This window comes from Bacillus sp. FJAT-27986 (genome assembly GCF_001685035.1).
Lineage (GTDB): Bacteria > Bacillota > Bacilli > Bacillales > Pradoshiaceae > Pradoshia.
In genome coordinates, this window is record NZ_MAYV01000016.1 from 264,903 (window position 1) to 283,343 (window position 18,441).

Consider the following 18,441-nt stretch of genomic DNA (forward strand, 5'->3'; position numbering starts at 1 on the left):
AAACCTATAATTTTTTGCAGAAATAATGGTAAATAGTGGTTAGAACTATTTACTTATACAAATAAAAAGACCACCCTGCTTTGCAGTGCCTCGAAAAGGTAGTGTTCAACTTCCTTTTAAGAGTGCATTACATTTAGGGTGGTCCCTTCCTTTATCCCTTAAACTGCTTCCAGTTCAGATTGCTCTCATTTAATAGCTCTTCAAAGCTTTTATTTTTCTCGCGGCGTTTTCGTTCCTCACGCTTTTGTTTTTCCATTTGCTGTATTCGACGTTGCTCTTCTTCCTTTAATTCACCTTTTTTATTCTGCAATTGGCTCAAAATATCTTGATTTAGCAGATCTCCCAAGCTAATTGAGCCATCATCGTTTTTCTTGGATGGTTTATGTTTCATCATCGGATATTAGCTCCTTTTTTCTTTCTATTATAATGGGTCAGTCAAATTAAGTCAGGTATGGTTTTAATACTTTTTAATAGCCTCTATTTCCTTTTTCCTATTTAAGGTAAAAATTGTAACTTTATACCATATTATTCATATAAATATGATATGATTTATTAGGAACTAAAGGAGGGGTATGATGGGCAGAGAATTTGACCAGCTATTTGATGAATGGGCTGCTAATTATGATGAAACGGTATCCGGTTCTGATGACCAATATACCGATGTTTTTTTACATTATGAACAAATCCTAGAAACAGTTGCATCCCATGCGGATGGCTCTGTAATCGAATTCGGAGTCGGAACAGGGAATTTGACTGCACGGCTACTGGAAAAAGGAAACCAAGTTCTCGGAATTGAGCCTTCCACAGAAATGAGAAAAAAGGCAAAGAAAAAGCTCGGATCCTTATCAATTGTAGACGGTGATTTCTTTCACTTTCCGGTTGAAAATGGAGTCGACACATTTGTAAGCACCTATGCCTTTCACCATTTAACCGATGAGGAAAAAGAGAAAGCTTTTGCTCTATACTCCAATCTTCTAACACCAGGCGGAAAAATCGTTTTTGCGGATACGATGTTTTTAACGAAAGAGGATCAGCAGGCGGTCATTGATAACGCTGAGCGCAACAATTTCGATCGATTAGCAGAGGATTTACGAACTGAATATTACACGACGATCCCTTACTTGAAATCAATCCTGGAAAAGCATCAATTTCATGTAACATTTGAGCAGCTAAATACATTTGTCTGGCTCATGCATGCCACTAAACAATAATTAAACAATAGCATCTATCCCTATAGCAATATAGGGTTTTTTCGTTTGTGAATCTGCCTATTATTTCAATGTTTGTTTTCTCTGCAGAATGGTAAACTAAAGGATGATAATGTGTTTTTCGGAGGGTTTCATTTGAAAAAGAAAAGATGGTATTTTATCTTCGGTGTCATGATTGCATACATAATCGGAATTGGCGTATTCTTCTCTAACATGCTGATGTATATGAAACGAAAAGATGTTGAGGTCGTTCGGAAACGTGAAATCGAGGCAGGCCGTTTTGACACTGCTTCCTTTCAAAAACTGCCTCAGGAGGAGAAATGGATTCAATCCAAACATGGATACCGGATTCATGCTATATTTGCAGAACCACATAAGGAATCAAAAAAATGGATGATCATTGCGCACGGAATCACTGAAAATAAGTGGAATTCGATTCGCTATGTCAATTTATTTGCAAAAAAAGGATTTAACACCGTCATTTATGATCATCGCCGCCATGGTGATTCGGAAGGAAAAACAAGCAGCTACGGATATTATGAAAAAGATGATCTTGCCGCTATTGTAGAAGAATTAAAGGCTCAAAAGGGTCATGATATTTTGCTTGGCATCCACGGTGAATCAATGGGTGCGGTCACCCTGTTACTATATGCCGGCACCGTTGAGGATGGAGCTGATTTTTACATAGCGGATTGTCCATTCTCCGAATTCTCCGAGCAAATAGCTTACCGCCTAAAAAAAGACTTCCATCTTCCAAAATGGATGGTTCTCCCCTTTGGGGATTGGTGGCTTAAACGGAGAGATGGCTATTCATTTAGAGAAGTTTCTCCTTTAAAGGCAGTAGAGAATATAAAAAGCCCTGTTCTTTTTATCCATAGTTTAGAGGATGCGTATATTCCCTCAACCATGAGCGAGGAATTATATGAACACAAAAAAGGACCGAAACAGCTGTACCTAGCCGAAAAAGGCCAACACGCCCAATCCTATAATACGAATCCTGAAGCTTATGAAAAAGTAATCGATTCTTTTCTTAAAGCACATGTGCCCCCTTTCTTTTAGGGTGGCACTTTTTTAATGGCTGTTTTCGTAAGGATCATTTTTGCTATTATTCAATTAACTCGTTATTCTACTAAAGCCCCATTCGTATTATAAGGTTGATATGTTCTATTTTATTTTGACATTGATAACAACAATACCAATCAAAAGCCATAAAATATATAATGCAAATACATAATAGAAAAAACTGTCCGGAACCAAAGGGAAAAAAACAGATATAATGCCAAGGCCAATAAATAATATGCCCGCATACTTTGAAAGTTTCTTTTTATCTTTAACTTGACCTTCCACATATCCTGCTAAAATATGCACTTTCCCCTTTCCCCAAATGATATAAGCAAGCAAAAAATGAAACCCTGCAGTGATAAGACCAACAAAAAGCTCCATCATTTCTCCTCCTTTTATACGGCGTTTGTATTATATATCTTATAATAATTATTTCTTTCGCTAACCTGCCCCTACACAGCTCCTGATATTAGAACAATGCCCTAAGTAAGATAAGAACTTACTTTTTTATTCCATTTGTATTTCCGTAATGGTCAACATGATCTCAAGTCCTCTAATATTGAGGATAAAAAAGTTTGGTCACATTCCATTTCAAAGTGTAATTCATTTTCCATATGTGCTTTTTCCTTAAAGTAACCTTGTAAAACAACTTGCCCCATTTGATTGAATACAACCTCTAATTTAAGAGAAGTTTCGTAATTCCAAAAAGTAGCCATTCCTTTAAGTTCACGATAGCACTTATCTAATTGCTTATAAAACTTATATATATCCCCAGTCGTAAACCACAATTCACCTAAGACATAATAGTTTCCGCTCTTAATTTCAACGATGCCCACAGCATCATAACCACCAAAATGACTTGTATCTTCAGGAAAACCACTTATATTTTGTGATTCAATTCGGATAAAGCCTTGATTGCCTTTAACAGTAAAACCATTCATAGTTTCAACTCGTTTCCCAGAAAGCTCATGTTCAATAATAACCATTGCGAATTCCATTTCTTCCTTAAGAGTTCAACAGAAAAGAACATTAATCCTCCCTAGATCTATGCTCCAGTTCGTTTTAATGCAACTCTCCACTATCTATCGTCCCTTTTCATCTAATCTATTGGTATAGAAATTAAAAACTTCTTCTGATTTTTCATATTCTACAAAGTTCTATATCATATCCCTTAGTTAATTAAACATATGTAAAAATCAAAATATCGACTTTACTTAACCATAAGAGATATGGGCTGTTCTTATCTAACACTTTAGAAGCTCGATGTATATCTAAAATTAATAACTATACTTCTTTACCTTAGAAATAGGTTCATTTTTGTATTACACAACAGAACCCGTTAAGGATACCCTCGCCTTACATATAATAAAACCGCCTATCCATTAGGCGGTTTTATACTTTATCATCAATTATTTTTCCCTAATTCCTCAAATATTCCAATCTTAAGCTTCACTTTTCCATTGTCATTTTCATACACATCTAATACAAACATTTTATAATCGCCGTAATTCTCATCAAAGAAATCTCTTGCGCTTTTTGGCATATAACAAATTTCTTCATAGTCTATTTCTAACGTGTCTTTGTCCTTTTCAAAATCATAGCCCGTATTTACTTCATTACCTACGTTATAAATCTCTGTAATAGCAAATTCATCCCTATGAGTGACAGTGAAAGTTTTAAGGGGTTTAGTGTCCTTGTAATAGTCCCATTCTGTTCTATCAGCTTCATTACAATATTTGCATTTTCTGTAGCCCATTTTTTCTGCTTCATCTGTTGCTATTGCTTTCCATCCTTTAAAATTTTCTTGATATTCGGCAGGCCAGTTCTTAAAACAATTAACGTGTGTATGATACGTTTTCCCGCCGTCAGATAACAAGCAAATATGGCTGTCATTAAGTGTTAAGTTAAGGTTATATTCCTTAGTTGTTCCATCTGAAAATGTAACGGTAACGGTTTCTTTTTCCAGCTTTTCAACCGGGCTTGATTGTTCAACAGGTTCAATAGATACAACGGGCGCTTGCTCTTGTTTTAAGATTTCAGCGTCTTGTGCAGTCTCATTTTTTGGCGGCATAACGGTCTGTATAGTTTCTTGTTTTATTGGTTCAGCCTCACGCGTCGTTTGTTGATTTCGATTTACTGGGCTTTCTTTTTGACGCTTAAAATATAGATACGCCGCCAAGCCCAAAATCAAAAGTAAAATACCAAGCATTTATCACATCTCCTTAAATATAATTACCATTTTGGTAAATACTAGCTCTGAAAATTTGTCCATGTCGAAAAAAGCAATTCTATTATTTAGAATCTCCTTTGATATCCTATCTTATGAGTTCTTTTATTACGCCCTATTTGTTTGATACTTCGTTGATCTTTACCAATCCAATTATAAGCCCATTATAAAAAGGCATTGACCTTCTTGAATCAATGCCTCCGTCAGCTGAATTAGAATGAGGTATTATTGTTCCTCTTCATTACATAATTCTTCAGCAACCTGCTTTATACGTTCCATTGTTACACCTTTTCTTTGTTCAATAGCTAAGGGATGGTTAGTTGGTTCCATCTCTATGTAAGGGGGGATTCCAAGTGGTCGAGTGTGTACATTTATTTTTAAATTTACTGTATTGGGGTAACAAGAAATATCAGTTGATAACCAACCAAACATCGGTTCTAGTTTATCTTCTCTTCCTTCCACAGCCCAATATTCAATTGTTTTATTAAAATTTGTTTCACTCAATGAAACCCAGACATCCCAAATAAACGGTCCATCTCCGTCTTTCACAGGAATTTCTATACATCCACGTATAAAGAAATGTTCATCGTTCACTATGCACAAATCTTCATTCATTTCAATCCGTTCTTCTTGTTCTTCTAACGGTATATCGTAGCAATAGTCAGGAACAGGGCTACTATAGCTCATAGGGAGCTCATCGTGGAACTTTCCACAGCAGCCACATAAATAACCTTCATTATATTTACTCATTTAAATATCCCCCATAAAATCGTTTTCGATTAACTTTATCTCCCCGGATTAAAACCTTAATTGGTTTTTATATACATTTATTATTGTAATTTTATCATAGTCCCTTTAGAGCTCACCTGCCCCTACTTCCATTAGAAATTCAACACAAAAAGGCATTAATTCTTCTTAAATCAACGCCCTGTTTGTTTAAATACATTTATTCTCAACGTCTAACAATTTATTGATAAAACTGTTAATCATTGTTTACAAGAATGCATCCTTTTTTTTGCCTATAGAAGACATAGCAAAGATAAACGGTGTGAAAAATAAAAGAGTAATTGCAAGTATTCCATATGCAGCACCTTCAAAACCCCTTACTTGAAAGCTGATGATGAAAATCACAACAGAAGTTAGTAAGGATAAAAAAGGGGGCAATTTTGTATAAGCGCTTTGATATTTCTTAAGAAAATAAGTTATAACAATAAAAATAATGCCAATAATTACACCTAAACCAACCGGGACAAAGACTAACATAACAAACCTCCTATAAAATTCCATTTTAAAGATGATTAATACTAACACAATAATCTGAATATTTAAAGTTGTTTTTTCCATACTCTTAGACCTATTTAGTGAAAAAGGGAAAATTTAAATAAACATATTAGGATTCGAAACGTAAATAACATAAAGATTGAATTATTAATACCCACCTCCTTTTAGCATATGTTTACAGAAAAAATACTGGTATAATAAGGGAAATGAGATACTGAAAATTCTGAGTTTAGAGGTGTGTAAATGATTAAACAGAGAAGAGGCGGAATGGTTGGACGATAAAATTTATGATTTATCCAAACGAATAAGATATATGGAAGAAGAGTTAGTGGAGTTAAAAAAAGAGTTAAGAACCATACATAATGAAGTTAATCTTAATGTGGAAAACAAAAGTGAAAAAGTTGAGATAAAAAGAAATATCAAAAAACCTGAAATAAAACCAGAAAAAGAATTAATCAGCTTTGAATCTATGATCTCAACTTGGTTACCTAGAATATTTATATTCGTTTTTATTTTAGGAGTTATTTGGGCTTTTATGGCAGCATCTGAAAACGGATGGATAAATCCCGTGGTTCGTGTAATAGTTGGTTTCTTATTAGCTGGATTCTTATATATCATTGGAGAAAAGCAATATAAAAAGGCAAAGAATACGTTAGGAATAGTATTGTTAGGCGGAAGTATAATTGTTTATCTTATATCTGTCTTCTCCGGTAATGTTTTGTACCACATTATCCCATTCTATGTGACTGTATGTTTATTAGCGCTCGGAATATATATAGGAGTTTATCTATCGAGAAAATACAAATCTCAATCCTTGCTTACCATTATAGGAGTAGGTGCTTATTTTTACCCTTTCCTATTTGCAGGAGACAAAGGGAATGAATATGTATTTTATATATACGAAACTGCTGTATTTATAGGATTAATACTAGAATCTCTTAGAGGGCAATATAAAATCACTTGGAATGTGGCAAACTATGCATTTATGTTCACTGTATTATTTTTTGGATTAGTAGGCAGTGGGGAAATTTCAACCTTAACGTTCCTCACAATCGCTATTCAGCATTTCTTTATTATTTATTTAACATTTAAAACAAACAACATATTTGTTAAAAATATGTATATTCCAGCTATCACGATCGGTTCATTATTCATGCTCTTAATCGGAGTTGATGTGTTTGATCAAACACCAAGCTACCAATACACGTTCTATTCAATAATGGCCATCGTATACTCTTTGCTTAGTTACGTGAAAAATAAAAGTCACACTGAACTAAAAAACATTTTCTTTGTTATTTCGATGTTCTACATATTTATACTGCTAAACGATATAGTGATTGATCCATCATCAAAATTAATCCTCTTTACCATGCAAGCCGTACTAGTTTACTATTTTGCTCAAATAAGGAAGAGTATATTAGGGACAATAGCTAGCATAATACTGCTCTTATCCGTATTGGTACAATTATTCGACAAGCCGGGATACATGCTATCACTAGAAACTTTTGTTGTATGGATGATCATAATCAGCTTCTTCTTTGTTCTCTATATAAAAGAAACAATAACAAAAATCATCGACAGAAATATAATGAAATCTACTTTACCCTATATAATAGAAGTATTACTGATCATATTTATAAGCAAAATGGCATACTATTTCACAGATGATTCTTCTTTAATGATTAAGAATATCGGTTTGTCATTATCTTGGGTCATTATCGTTGGAGTAACATACGGGTTATTTAGTTACTTTAAAGAAAAAGTTTGGAAAAACATCGGCTTAATATTCCTGTTTATTACGCTATTAAAAGTTACTTTCTACGACCTATCAGGTATAGATGTAGTTTGGAAAGCAATATTATTCATCATACTTGGCGTAATTGGGCTGCTTATTTCTAAGGTGTTTTATACAAAAAAATGAGTGGGATTTCCCTTTGCTTTCGTTTAAAAAAAGGTTCAGTCAAAATTTCTGACTGAACCTTTTGAATTTTCTCCTTATAGAGCCTATTGAAAGATGACATTCATCATTGGATTTAAATACTGATTAGGGCTTTTCAGCTGATAGCTATTTGTACTGCTGGAATAATCAATAATAAGCTTTTCATCTAAAAAGATTTCATGATATTTATTTAACCATACAGGATAGGCATTGGTTTCCCATTTTACTTCTTGAGAAGTAGTTTCTTTAACAAAATATAAATTGGTTACACCGCTTACTACGCAGCCACAGCCTTCTGTTTCATACTTCAAACAAAATACGCCTTCTTGATCTGTCAGCTTGTCTTTTACCTTTTCTAATGCTGCGTCTGTCCATGTAATTTCCACTGTTGTCCACCATGCTTTCTCTCTATTTATCTCATAGGTTCCCGATTTCACTTAACCCGCAAACCTGTTAATAATTAAATCTGAAATAAAAAAAGCAGCATTCAATGAACACTGCCTCTATGTCTTAAAAATGAACGTTCAGCTTAATGAACTGCTCTCGTATGTTTTTGTATCAAACTTTGTAAAGCCGCCACTGCTTCATCGCCAGTATACGTACCTTTATAACTGAAACCATTCTCTGAGCAATATTTTTGCCCTAATGCTACAGCATCTTCTTTAGTCATTTCTTTTTTTAACTCTCCTATAACTAATCCATAAGGTGCTTGATAAATCGTGCTATATTTTTCTTTTTCCATTTTTCTTTACCCCTTTTGTTTTGATATCCCATGGCAAAGTTATCAGAACTGAAATCGATGTTAAAAATTCATTATCTGTATATTTCTTACTTCTAGGTCTATATACATAGTAAACTTTTTGTGGAATTTTGTCTAATATTTGCGTTTTCATGTCCTCAAAATTGGGTAGTAAAGTTTATTTAGAACAAAAAAGAAGAGCCATAACCAACATATGCATAAGCTTATAGCAAATTGCAGGCCATCAATTTTTCAATTGTACGTCCATAATTTCCTGATAAAATACAAAACAAACATCTCCGTCCTCATCAACGATATGAAGCTTTTGAGCCTGTTCATTGCAATAATGAATATGTCCTTCCACCGTACCGTACCGGCGACTGGCTGTACGGTAATAGCGGATCATCACAGGCTTCCCATATTCCAAAGCCTCCATAATTATCGTATTCATCGCTTCCACTTGCTGTTCATCAAGCTCATTCCTTGTTTCATAGCTGTCCTCATGTGCCCATGCTCTAAGCATTGTTACGTGTTCAGGCAGCATCATTGATGTCCATTTTATTTTTCCGCGATCTCGAATCATTCCCTGCAGCCTCCATTTCACTTGTCTGTTATGCTCTATGTCCTCCAACCAACGTACTTCGATGCTTGGCCGTTCCTGCCTCTGTATACGACACGGCACGTAAAATCGCATTCGATCCAAATTTTTTACGCATTCGATCCATCACAAAGCCAAGTTCGCGTTTGCGCCAGCTATCCTGGTCAAATAGACTGATTTGCATCTCTCGATCGGGGATAACATTCGAAAGTGTAATAGAAATTTTCCTAACTGTTTTGCCTGTATAAAACCGTTCAAACAAGGTTAAACACATTTCATAAATATCCATCGTAATATTGGTCGGTGTTTCTCTTGTCATAGAGCGATGAAATCCACCTCCAAATTCATCCTGGCTATAATAAATCCCCAAGCTGACGGTTCTGCCCGCCATCCCGCTTGCACGTGTTCTTCTTGCTACTTCCTCACTCATTTCCAGAATAACATGCTTGATTTCCTCAGGCTTTTTATAATCACGCAGTAAAACCTGGCCTTTTCCAAAGCTGATTTGCCCTTCCATAATTGGAGCACTGATATCCGATAAATCAACACCCCAGGCATGGTGATACAATTGATTGCCCATAATGCCAAACTTCTTTTCAAGCGTCGCCAGATCATAACGCGCCAATTGACCGATTGAAAAAATCCCCATTCCATTCAGCTTCTTTTCCATCGGCTTTCCGATTCCCCACATTTCGCTCAAGGGGGATAAGGGCCATAATTTTTCTGGTACATCCTCATAGGTCCATTGGGAGATTCCTTTTTTCTTGGCCTCCAAATCAAGACACAGCTTAGCAAGCAGCATATTCGGACCGATTCCAATCGCGCATGGAAGCTGGAATTCCCGATCAATTTCATCCTGGATTTTTTCAGCAATTTCTACGATATCTCCCCATAGACGAGTGGTCCCATCCACCTTTAAGAAGCTTTCATCCACACTGTACGTATGAATTGCGCTTTTAGGTACATATCGATTGAATAAACGGCTGATTTCAGTAGAGATACGCAAATACGTAGCCATATTAGGATTAACCTTTATAATGCGCGGATCATCCGGAATCTCAAACAATCTCGAGCCTGTCTTAATGCCAAACTCTTTCTTCATTTTGGGAGATGAAGCCAGCACCACACTGCCGCTCCGTTCCGTATCACTCACCACAGCCAAATAACATTCAAGCGGATCCAGTCCCATCATCACCGCTGAACAGCTGGCAAAAAAACTTTTCATATCCACGCACATAACATAATGATGCGGTAAAGTACTGTAATCAATCATGTTAAAACCTTCTTTTAAATAGAATATATGTTCGTCCTTATTATATTCTTAATGATAAGCGAATATACGTTCGTGTTCAATGGAAAATTATTTACAATTTATGTATAAGAGCATGCAAGCGTGCAAATACTTTAAGACAACTGACATAGATTACCCTAAAATTCAGCAAAAAAAATAACAGCTTATCGTAAAATAAACTGTTTTAGATTACTAAAATGATTCTTTTGTGGAGAATTAGAGTGAACATAGGTAGAATTCAGCACCTTAATAACGGCTAATAAAGCAGCAGTTATTTTACCAAAGCGTGCGTCTACAGCCAATGCACCCAGTAGAAAATCAATAGCTTCTATCCCTATTTTTTCTGGAACAGGGATGAAATATCTGGCTTTAGGAGTAACAAAAGATCACACAAAACAGCGACTATGAGCGGACAACCAATACCCGCGAAGTAGCTTGCTATTTCACTATTTCTTTCAATTTATTTAACTATAAAATTTACACTAGTAAAAATAGTGATTATGTATGTATATATTAATCAATAATTTTAACTTCCAAAAAATCGCATCCTGTAATACCTTGCCTTTCTATTTCATCTTTTACTTTTTCTGAAATAAAGATTGGTTGCTCCGCACCTTTTAACTTAAAAATATGTTTCCCATAGATTTCATTCCTATTAATCGCATATTTTACAAAGCTATACACTTGGTCATCATCTAAATCAAATACATCATAAGTTGAGTGTTCATAATTAATTGCATCAACAACTTCTAATACATTAGCAATAATAAAATCCTCAATTAATAAATTACTCTTTTGATTTCTTAGAATAACCGAAAGCATTTGGATGTTATCAAGGGCAAATTTTGATAGTAGGGTATTGAATTTAGGTGAAATAATAAATAATGATAAATCATTAAGAGCATAATCGGCAATAATTTCATCTTCATTACGAAGATAATCAAAAATCAGAGGTTTTCCCCAATTTTCCACAAATCCCCCTGTAGATAAATCGTAATTATTCCAATTATAATCTTCGTTACAAGTAATACCGATTTCGAACTTATTATTATAGTCTTTAAGCAATTTATAATATTTCACTATTTGTCCCTCCAGCTTGAAAATTTATTATTATCTCTCTTCCCCCTTACTTATCTGGTCTACATTGTGCGAGTTATCTAAATTATTTATATAACTCTCTTCACTATCTAAAAATTCGACTAGGTTACTAATTAGTCTATCAATATTGTCATTTTTATTATGAGCAGTTGGGTCATAATCGTCCTTCGGCTCCATATAATAGATAGAACTCTCCATTTCTTCCGGGTAATCAAAATCACTATACACTTGATCGACATTCTCCAACAGAAGAATTTTGTCTTCTGTTGCCCCCACCATTTCTTTTAAGATGCAATATCTCCATTTACGTATCTCATCTTGTTGATTATAGCTATAATTAATTTCATCTAATAGTTCTGTAATTAGAGTTATTAGTTCATCATTATTGTTTTTTTTCCATAATAATTCGTCTAAATTAGTACTAATAATACTTGGATTGCGTAATGTAAAACTCTCTGCAAAATCACTTATACTTCCGAGATTCAAACAACCTAATTTTATTCCTTCCATTAATGTTCCCCAATTATATTCGATTTTATATTTTTCAAAAATCTTTATATCATACATTTATTATTTCACCCTTTTTTTACAGCATTTAACCTACCTGTCACTCCGACTCCTAATAAATCTACGATGAGTAACTCCTTCTTTCTTTGGTTCTGGATCTACAATCCATTCAAAACTTGCATAAATTTTTTACTTCTATTTGAAAATGGATCTTCAAGTCTATAATTTTTCAGGTCTTTAAACGAAGCAAAAAATCTCTATCACTCATTTTTTCAGCTATTTTTTTGTGATAATCACGGTACTATTAATCGTCCCATATTCGAATGACCAGTTCTTTTTACTCTTATCCCAAAATAATTCCTTTCCATTTTGGATTAAATATTCTACCATCGGCTTATTATTACACGATTTGACATTAAATTTCCAAGACGATATTTAGTTCATTAAATGATTCCTTACTTTCAAATAATCCTTCCTCATCGTCTATTCCAATCATTCTTATTTCACTATCTGATAGATATATGATTTTATCTGGATTTAATAATTTTCTTTGATATAAATTTTCCAATAAGTTAACTTGTTCTTCATTCATTTCATAATATTCTTTCCATGATTGAATGGCTGAATTAGTATCCATCAATTGTCTCTTTAATATTCCACCACCGTTTTCATATAGCTCCTCCGATGTATTAATTGATAGCAGCCCGGTTTCATCCCCCCATATCGCAGTAGTAATTAATGGCACTACTGTTCCATTAACTTCTTCTAATAAATACTGTAATGTTTCCTCTTTTGCTATTTTTATAATATCTTTGGGCGCACCTTGAAAATATTTTAAAGCTTCGATGTCTGAGGATATTCTATTATCATTTCTAAATGCTGCAACTAATTTGTTTTCTACAAAGGTAACCGTCCCTCTTATTCCATTACTATCCTGAACATTATAATTTATATCATCCCAAGAGTGTTCGTTTGATAAAAATGGAAACTGCTCCACCATAATAGCATGTGCAATAGATGCTAAAATACAACCTTCCCATAGTTGCTTATACTTCCAATCACTTATAATACCTGGATTTGTTTCCATATACTCCTCCTTATTTATTAGATTTACGTCTATTTTCTTTTCTTGTAAGGACTTTTGCATTTGAACAACTATTCTTTGCTAACATATGAACGATTACCTTCGCGATAATATCCTCTGAAATACAAAAAGCTACAAATGAGATAGAGTAACTTTCCCCCCATTTGTAGCTTTCCCTTCTTTATCCAATACACCTTACCTATAACATATTTTCAATTCATTTCAATAGAATATTTTATCAACTTTATAGATGACCATTTAATTTCATTTTATTTGAGATATTCAATTCCCACAACTCACCAATAGGCACAATTGATCTTTTTCTAAAGTCGATTTCTTCTCCTTCAGCCCATAAAAAAGGATATATTAGGATACCCTTGTTTCCTTCAGTCGACTTTACCTCTTCTCTCCAGTTTGTCCATTGAAAGTTTAAGTAAAAAGAATTTATATCATCATAACAAAGCCAATGTACAAAATCAGAACACTTCATCTCCATATCTTCCCATTCAAGTGTGTCTGGTGCAAAATAATATATATTCCCTACATTTCCACCAATATCCCCAACATTTTACTACTAGACCCCAATAATCGTAACCAACCATCTTCGATCAACAGACCACCTGTATAGTAAATGATTGTTCCCAGCACTGACTTTGTGGATAATTGGTAATTTGAAAGAATTTTTGAATTCATACTTAAATCGGGCTCAAAGAGTGTTACATTGTTATTTGATTCTTTTATCCAGCTTTTTACTAACCTCAAAGTTGTTTCAGATGAATCTATCAAATCATTTGAATTATTCATAAATTACCCCTCATATAATCTTTGATCACAAATTCCACTTTTGTTCCATTAGCATATCACCTTAAACTAGTGTCCCATAAAAAAGGCTATGTAGTAAAAGTATTATGCTCTTTTACTTACATAGCTTATATTTTAATCCTCTTAATTCTCTAAAAATTTTTTCTTTGTATAGTTACACATTATTTGGATTTAACCAATTATTATTCGTTAATATCTTCAATAAATTCTAAAAACAAATCCTGCAAATCATCATTATTTTCCATTTCCTCTATATAAAGAGTCAACTCTTTTGAAAAATTATCTAACGTACTATTACCATCTATAACTCCTAAAACATTTGATATAGTATCAATCATTGTTTGCTTTATTATCTTCATTAATGTTTTTTTATTTTCTTCTGATAAAGAAGAATATAAATCTAAAGCCTCAACCCAATACTCATCTGTATTTTTATTTACTGTGATAGTATTAAACAACTCGTTATATATTTTCAAATTTTCTATGACAATTGATTTATATAGTGCTTTTATAAAATCTTCATTCATTTTCCACTTTCCTCTTCCCGAATAATATTCTTACCATCTTTATTCTTCAGTCGCCATAACTAATAAGTGATATAAAAAATCCCCAAATGATTCATCGTACACTTCGAATTCCTGCTCCTCAATTGGTAATCCACCAATAAACAGAACAATAGGATTGCTACTATTATTGGAGCAATCAATGCAAAAAATTTCTCCGTCAAATCCAGATTCGTAAACAGGAAGTAAGTAGAGTGGTAAATTTGCTCTTTCTCTCAAGAATTTAGTATACCAAATAGCACTTGGTACACCATCATTGTCAATGTCACTACCTGCTCCGTATATCTCTACCCCATGTATATCACCCATTCCATAGATCGACAAAAACTTTCTATAACTATCTGGAAAAATTAAATTCAACTCATCTTGCAAGTTATCTATCTGTTCTGTGCTTAGCCCTCCAACAAAATCAGCAAATTCGATATCTTTTTCTATAAGCTTAAAGGCTTCTTCTAAGTTTGACATAACAACAAACTCCTTTTCTATTATTTACGAGATTTCCAATAATTATATCTATATTTATCAAATGCAGGTCTGTTTATTATACTCTTACCTTTTCTTTTGTGTAGTACACTATAATATATCTGATGGACAGATGCTGTTTCAATGATGTCTCCAGCGATATGGATTGACTTCCCCAATCACTTTACTCTATTCTTGCTGGAATCGGCTCAATTAATAGACTAATTCTGCTTATACAGCTGTTTAAGCAGCCATAACCTTATCCGTAAGTCTGGAAAACTCCTCATTTCAGTCTTTTTGTTGCAGAAATCATTCATTCTAATAAGAATAAGAATCTTTACTTAACTATAAATCTGTACAGAGCGTTTATTATGGCTCACTTCATAGGTGATGATTCCAGGATTTGTACAACTACCTCTCAAGTAAAAGCATATTTAATTTGGAATCTTCTAAAAAAGGTTATAATAGCAGTGCAAGAGTGATTTTCGAAGAAGTAATCTGATATATTTTCCAAAAAAATAAAAATAAAAATAAAAGGAGAATGATTCCATGATTATTGTTCAAAACAAAATTAAAACCAAACCAGGTTTCGCAGAAAAAATGGCAGGCCGTTTCACTTCCGGTAACGAATTAGACAAATTCAAAGGATTTGTTAAAGTAGAGGTTTTACTTACAGAAGGCCTAACAGAGTATGATGAAATGAGCGTCAATATGTACTGGGAGGATGAAGAAAGCTTCCTTGCCTGGAAAAACAGTGATTCCTTCAAAAAAGCGCACAAACGTCCGGAAGGCAAACCGGATGAGGCTAAACAGGACTCTCCTATGTTAGGAAGCCAACAAACTACATTTAGAGTAGCATCCGTGAAAGAAGCAGCGCCAATAAACTAATTTATACTAAAAGGTCTTTCCAAAAACACTTGGAAAGACCTTTTATTTTGTGAATTAAATGATTTACCTTTTTAATAAAATGTTTCTTTAAATTTCTCCGGCTTTTTTACATAGCCTTCGATGATAAATCCACATTCCGTGCAAATCATGTATTCAATCTCTGAACCTATACTCACTTTATTTTTGGGGTACATGACTCCATATCCAGTATGTTTCCCGATTCCCAGCTCTTTCTCACCACATTGAGGACATTCTTTTACTTTAGAATGCTTCACGTTAGTCCCTCCACTCGAAAATCTCAATTCATTTTCTTCATAAGGAAAACGCCACAAACTCCAGTACATTACTTTTCGCCGCTCGAGAAAATCTAGGCTAGGATTTTACTTCCACAAGACGATGCTCTTCAAAAAAAGCTAAAACCCTGCGATACACAGCGATTTCATTCTCCTTTTTAGAGAATCCATGTCCTTCATCCTCCATGACCATATAGGAGATATCTCTCCCCTTTTCCTTAAGAGTCTCCACAATTTGGTCTGATTCCGCCTTTACAACTCTTGGATCATTGGCACCTTGGATAACAAGCATTGGCTTTGTCATCTGCTCAATATAAGTAATAGGTGAGTCTTCTATCAATTTCTCGCGATCTTTTTCGGGGTGACCTACCCAAGCATCCATCATTGGTTTCCAATCTTCCGGCACTGAATTAATAAAGGAAAATAAATTGGATGGACCACAAATATCTACCACTGCCTTAAAGTAATCAGCATGGCGTCCATGTAAAAGCAATGACATGTATCCACCGTAACTGCCTCCAATTAGGAAGATGTCACCTTTCTTAGTATATCCACGGTCAATTAGCCAATCTAGGCCAGCAATAATATCCAATCGGGCTCCTGCACCCCAGGCACGCTCCACCATTTTGGTGAATGTTAATCCATATCCAGTGGAACCACGGAAGTTAGGAGTAAAAACACTGTATCCATTGTCTAAGGCATATTGAAAGAATGGACCAAAACCTTTCCGTACTGCAGACTGTGGTCCCCCATGGACCCATAAAAGAGTCTCTCCGTTATCATTTTCCGGTTTTGCTTTATATAACAACGCTTCAATTGGAAGACCGTCAAAAGATGGATACGTAACAATCTCGGGTTCTACTATTTCCTCCTTCTGGATACCAGCTAGGGTATTGTCAGTAATTGCGACCCATTCATCCTCACCAATCTGTTTAAATATATTCGCAAGTGTGTTTGAACTCTTTCCGAGCAAATAAAGGGAACCAGAATTAGAAACAACCTTTTTCGTTAGGAGGTCACATGGATGGTTCAATTTTACCCATGCTTGATTCTCAATATGATAGGCGTATAAATAATCCCGCACTCCTTTTTCAGCAGTAATATAGACTATTTTGTTTGTCTGATCGTATGTAAGATTGGTGAAGCTCTCCAGCGGCAATTCTTTAAGCTTAGTAAACTCCCTAGTTTCCAAATTAAAGCTTGCTAAATAAGAAAAATCTGCATCATAATCCGTGATTAAAAAGATCTCCTGATCCGAAACAATCACAGCATCACTTACGGTATGCTCCTTATCAGTTGGCGGAGTCAGCAGGATATGTTCATCCGCTTTTTTCACATAATAAAGAGAATTGGTATTAGAAAATTGTTTGGTATAGAGAATAACGGATTCATCCTCACTCACTTCCGCTAGAATGGTACTGCCTCCGTTCCCATCCAATACTTTCGTCTCTTCACCCGTATTCATTTGTAAGCAATAGCTACTGAGGAAGGACGCATTTTCTTTGGTAGATGTATAGTATAATCGCTCGCCGTCTTTTGATAGGAACGGATGAAAATTACGTGTATTCTCTTGAAAAACTAGCTCCTTCAAGGCACCGCCATATGTCGGCATGGCATAAAATTGAGTATTCTCATCACCGTCATGATCAAAGCCAGCTATAACGAATCTTCCTTTTGGGTCATACAGTAAATACTCAGATGGCTGATCATTGAAGGTCAGCCGATACGGAAAAGCAATAGGCATATTCATCGCCCAAAGATTATATTTTCCACTTATATTGGTACTGATGATAATCTGTTTTTCATCGGGGCTGACAGCAAAATCAATTATAGAAACGGTTCGCAGCAATTGTTCTACATCTGGCTTTGGAAATGTAAACATAGACATACTCCTCATATTCATTTTTTTGTGATACCCAATCAATCTAACCCACATTATGTAAAACATCTGATAGATAACAACTTACAGCAAATAGTTGACCTTAAATCCTGGACTTAATTCACTCCAGACATCAAATACTTGACCATCTAAATCATAAAAAACAAAATTCCGTCCAGGATGCCCTCGATCTTCAATGTTCCCTACCCTTACATTCTTCTCTGTTAATTCCATATGAAGCTCCGTTAACTTTGCCAATCCATCTACTTCAAAGGTAATCGAAAAGCGTTCATTTCCATGCTTATCTATAAAATTAGAACTTTCACCATCTGGTGCTTGAACAAGGAAAAAGCTTTGAGTTGCAAGATTAATAATCGCTTTATCCTCATCTTCATAGCTTAATTCTGCTCCAAGCTTATCCACATACCACGCTGAAGATTCTTTAACATTCCTTACAGAAATATAAGTTGTACCAACTCTTATTAATTTATTTTTCATCC

The 18,441-nt window shown here is 34.6% G+C and carries 23 protein-coding genes and 1 pseudogene; 4 read left to right on the plus strand and 20 right to left on the minus strand.

Annotated elements, in window-relative coordinates; genetic code table 11:
• Positions 1 to 151: 151 nt before the first annotated feature.
• Positions 152 to 394 carry a YqkE family protein gene (locus A8L44_RS14310; protein ID WP_306821548.1) on the minus strand — a complete coding sequence of 81 codons (243 nt, stop codon included), beginning with the start codon at positions 392 to 394 and terminating at the stop codon, positions 152 to 154.
• A 181-nt stretch (positions 395 to 575) separates the two neighbouring features.
• On the opposite strand from A8L44_RS14310, the gene A8L44_RS14315 reads away from it, so the two are divergent.
• Positions 576 to 1,211 (plus strand): class I SAM-dependent DNA methyltransferase, encoded by a 636-nt coding sequence (locus A8L44_RS14315; RefSeq protein WP_066107690.1) that lies wholly within the window; start codon positions 576 to 578, stop codon positions 1,209 to 1,211.
• A gap of 132 nt (positions 1,212 to 1,343) precedes the next feature.
• On the plus strand, positions 1,344 to 2,267 hold the full coding sequence (locus A8L44_RS14320; RefSeq protein ID WP_316245991.1) for an alpha/beta hydrolase: 924 nt from the start codon (positions 1,344 to 1,346) through the stop codon (positions 2,265 to 2,267).
• A 105-nt stretch (positions 2,268 to 2,372) separates the two neighbouring features.
• Here A8L44_RS14320 and A8L44_RS14325 read toward each other — a convergent pair whose 3' ends face one another.
• The 5 genes from A8L44_RS14325 to A8L44_RS14345 all read right to left on the minus strand — a co-directional run bounded on the left by A8L44_RS14325 (position 2,373) and on the right by A8L44_RS14345 (position 5,760).
• Positions 2,373 to 2,651, minus strand: coding sequence for a DUF3784 domain-containing protein (locus A8L44_RS14325; protein ID WP_066107697.1), 279 nt, complete (start codon positions 2,649 to 2,651; stop codon positions 2,373 to 2,375).
• A 152-nt stretch (positions 2,652 to 2,803) separates the two neighbouring features.
• On the minus strand, positions 2,804 to 3,256 hold the full coding sequence (locus tag A8L44_RS14330; RefSeq protein WP_139063863.1) for a WapI family immunity protein: 453 nt from the start codon (positions 3,254 to 3,256) through the stop codon (positions 2,804 to 2,806).
• A gap of 419 nt (positions 3,257 to 3,675) precedes the next feature.
• Positions 3,676 to 4,479, minus strand: coding sequence for a hypothetical protein (locus A8L44_RS14335; protein WP_066107704.1), 804 nt, complete (start codon positions 4,477 to 4,479; stop codon positions 3,676 to 3,678).
• Positions 4,480 to 4,722: 243 nt separating this feature from the next.
• A complete protein-coding gene (locus A8L44_RS14340; RefSeq protein WP_066107705.1) occupies positions 4,723 to 5,247 on the minus strand; it encodes a DUF2199 domain-containing protein in 525 nt (174 codons plus the stop codon).
• 243 nt (positions 5,248 to 5,490) lie between these two features.
• Positions 5,491 to 5,760, minus strand: coding sequence for a YesK family protein (locus A8L44_RS14345; protein ID WP_066107708.1), 270 nt, complete (start codon positions 5,758 to 5,760; stop codon positions 5,491 to 5,493).
• Between the two features lie 289 nt (positions 5,761 to 6,049).
• Between A8L44_RS14345 and A8L44_RS14350 the strand changes: the two genes are divergently transcribed.
• Complete coding sequence (locus A8L44_RS14350) at positions 6,050 to 7,699, plus strand: DUF2339 domain-containing protein (protein WP_066107710.1); 1,650 nt, start codon at positions 6,050 to 6,052, stop codon at positions 7,697 to 7,699.
• 83 nt (positions 7,700 to 7,782) lie between these two features.
• Here A8L44_RS14350 and A8L44_RS14355 read toward each other — a convergent pair whose 3' ends face one another.
• The 11 genes and pseudogenes from A8L44_RS14355 to A8L44_RS19495 form a co-directional block, all read right to left on the minus strand.
• Positions 7,783 to 8,103, minus strand: a complete 321-nt coding sequence (locus A8L44_RS14355; RefSeq protein WP_066107713.1) for an iron-sulfur cluster biosynthesis family protein — start codon at positions 8,101 to 8,103, stop codon at positions 7,783 to 7,785.
• A gap of 143 nt (positions 8,104 to 8,246) precedes the next feature.
• A complete protein-coding gene (locus A8L44_RS14360) occupies positions 8,247 to 8,459 on the minus strand; it encodes a hypothetical protein (RefSeq protein WP_066107718.1) in 213 nt (70 codons plus the stop codon).
• Positions 8,460 to 8,700: 241 nt separating this feature from the next.
• Positions 8,701 to 9,039, minus strand: coding sequence for a YolD-like family protein (locus A8L44_RS14365; protein ID WP_066107721.1), 339 nt, complete (start codon positions 9,037 to 9,039; stop codon positions 8,701 to 8,703).
• Positions 9,040 to 9,067: 28 nt separating this feature from the next.
• Positions 9,068 to 10,327, minus strand: coding sequence for a Y-family DNA polymerase (locus A8L44_RS14370; RefSeq protein WP_066107727.1), 1,260 nt, complete (start codon positions 10,325 to 10,327; stop codon positions 9,068 to 9,070).
• Between the two features lie 531 nt (positions 10,328 to 10,858).
• Positions 10,859 to 11,425 (minus strand): Imm43 family immunity protein, encoded by a 567-nt coding sequence (locus tag A8L44_RS14375; RefSeq protein ID WP_066107730.1) that lies wholly within the window; start codon positions 11,423 to 11,425, stop codon positions 10,859 to 10,861.
• 30 nt (positions 11,426 to 11,455) lie between these two features.
• Positions 11,456 to 12,010 carry a DUF2247 family protein gene (locus A8L44_RS18610; RefSeq protein ID WP_077248154.1) on the minus strand — a complete coding sequence of 185 codons (555 nt, stop codon included), beginning with the start codon at positions 12,008 to 12,010 and terminating at the stop codon, positions 11,456 to 11,458.
• A gap of 355 nt (positions 12,011 to 12,365) precedes the next feature.
• Positions 12,366 to 13,037, minus strand: coding sequence for a hypothetical protein (locus A8L44_RS14385; protein WP_139063864.1), 672 nt, complete (start codon positions 13,035 to 13,037; stop codon positions 12,366 to 12,368).
• A 241-nt stretch (positions 13,038 to 13,278) separates the two neighbouring features.
• Positions 13,279 to 13,838, minus strand: a pseudogene (locus A8L44_RS19400) (DUF2625 family protein).
• Positions 13,839 to 14,038: 200 nt separating this feature from the next.
• A complete protein-coding gene (locus A8L44_RS14400) occupies positions 14,039 to 14,383 on the minus strand; it encodes a transposase (RefSeq protein WP_066107739.1) in 345 nt (114 codons plus the stop codon).
• Between the two features lie 39 nt (positions 14,384 to 14,422).
• A complete protein-coding gene (locus A8L44_RS14405) occupies positions 14,423 to 14,884 on the minus strand; it encodes an SMI1/KNR4 family protein (RefSeq protein ID WP_066107742.1) in 462 nt (153 codons plus the stop codon).
• A gap of 20 nt (positions 14,885 to 14,904) precedes the next feature.
• Complete coding sequence (locus A8L44_RS19495) at positions 14,905 to 15,060, minus strand: HNH/ENDO VII family nuclease (protein WP_077248156.1); 156 nt, start codon at positions 15,058 to 15,060, stop codon at positions 14,905 to 14,907.
• Positions 15,061 to 15,430: 370 nt separating this feature from the next.
• Here A8L44_RS19495 and A8L44_RS14410 point away from each other — a divergent pair, with 370 nt between their 5' ends.
• Positions 15,431 to 15,769: a heme oxygenase gene (locus A8L44_RS14410; RefSeq protein WP_066107745.1), complete on the plus strand. Its 339-nt coding sequence runs from the start codon at positions 15,431 to 15,433 to the stop codon at positions 15,767 to 15,769.
• A 71-nt stretch (positions 15,770 to 15,840) separates the two neighbouring features.
• Here A8L44_RS14410 and A8L44_RS14415 read toward each other — a convergent pair whose 3' ends face one another.
• The 3 genes from A8L44_RS14415 to A8L44_RS14425 all read right to left on the minus strand — a co-directional run bounded on the left by A8L44_RS14415 (position 15,841) and on the right by A8L44_RS14425 (position 18,439).
• Positions 15,841 to 16,044: a transcription initiation factor TFIIIB gene (locus A8L44_RS14415; RefSeq protein ID WP_066107748.1), complete on the minus strand. Its 204-nt coding sequence runs from the start codon at positions 16,042 to 16,044 to the stop codon at positions 15,841 to 15,843.
• Between the two features lie 97 nt (positions 16,045 to 16,141).
• Positions 16,142 to 17,944, minus strand: a complete 1,803-nt coding sequence (locus tag A8L44_RS14420; RefSeq protein WP_066107751.1) for a S9 family peptidase — start codon at positions 17,942 to 17,944, stop codon at positions 16,142 to 16,144.
• Between the two features lie 81 nt (positions 17,945 to 18,025).
• Positions 18,026 to 18,439, minus strand: a complete 414-nt coding sequence (locus A8L44_RS14425; protein ID WP_066107755.1) for a VOC family protein — start codon at positions 18,437 to 18,439, stop codon at positions 18,026 to 18,028.
• Positions 18,440 to 18,441 lie beyond the last annotated feature (2 nt).

Coding starts and splice junctions, on each gene's coding strand:
- A8L44_RS14365 (WP_066107721.1), bottom strand. CDS start 9,039: ATGATTCGAGATCGCGGAAAAATAAAATGGACATCAATGATGCTGCCT.
- A8L44_RS14410 (WP_066107745.1), top strand. CDS start 15,431: ATGATTATTGTTCAAAACAAAATTAAAACCAAACCAGGTTTCGCAGAA.
- A8L44_RS14370 (WP_066107727.1), bottom strand. CDS start 10,327: ATGATTGATTACAGTACTTTACCGCATCATTATGTTATGTGCGTGGAT.
- A8L44_RS18610 (WP_077248154.1), bottom strand. CDS start 12,010: ATGTATGATATAAAGATTTTTGAAAAATATAAAATCGAATATAATTGG.
- A8L44_RS14360 (WP_066107718.1), bottom strand. CDS start 8,459: ATGGAAAAAGAAAAATATAGCACGATTTATCAAGCACCTTATGGATTA.
- A8L44_RS14310 (WP_306821548.1), bottom strand. CDS start 394: ATGATGAAACATAAACCATCCAAGAAAAACGATGATGGCTCAATTAGC.
- A8L44_RS14330 (WP_139063863.1), bottom strand. CDS start 3,256: ATGGTTATTATTGAACATGAGCTTTCTGGGAAACGAGTTGAAACTATG.
- A8L44_RS14315 (WP_066107690.1), top strand. CDS start 576: ATGGGCAGAGAATTTGACCAGCTATTTGATGAATGGGCTGCTAATTAT.
- A8L44_RS14385 (WP_139063864.1), bottom strand. CDS start 13,037: ATGGAAACAAATCCAGGTATTATAAGTGATTGGAAGTATAAGCAACTA.
- A8L44_RS14405 (WP_066107742.1), bottom strand. CDS start 14,884: ATGTCAAACTTAGAAGAAGCCTTTAAGCTTATAGAAAAAGATATCGAA.
- A8L44_RS14340 (WP_066107705.1), bottom strand. CDS start 5,247: ATGAGTAAATATAATGAAGGTTATTTATGTGGCTGCTGTGGAAAGTTC.
- A8L44_RS14335 (WP_066107704.1), bottom strand. CDS start 4,479: ATGCTTGGTATTTTACTTTTGATTTTGGGCTTGGCGGCGTATCTATAT.
- A8L44_RS14420 (WP_066107751.1), bottom strand. CDS start 17,944: ATGTTTACATTTCCAAAGCCAGATGTAGAACAATTGCTGCGAACCGTT.
- A8L44_RS14425 (WP_066107755.1), bottom strand. CDS start 18,439: ATGAAAAATAAATTAATAAGAGTTGGTACAACTTATATTTCTGTAAGG.
- A8L44_RS14400 (WP_066107739.1), bottom strand. CDS start 14,383: ATGAATGAAGATTTTATAAAAGCACTATATAAATCAATTGTCATAGAA.
- A8L44_RS14325 (WP_066107697.1), bottom strand. CDS start 2,651: ATGGAGCTTTTTGTTGGTCTTATCACTGCAGGGTTTCATTTTTTGCTT.
- A8L44_RS14345 (WP_066107708.1), bottom strand. CDS start 5,760: ATGTTAGTCTTTGTCCCGGTTGGTTTAGGTGTAATTATTGGCATTATT.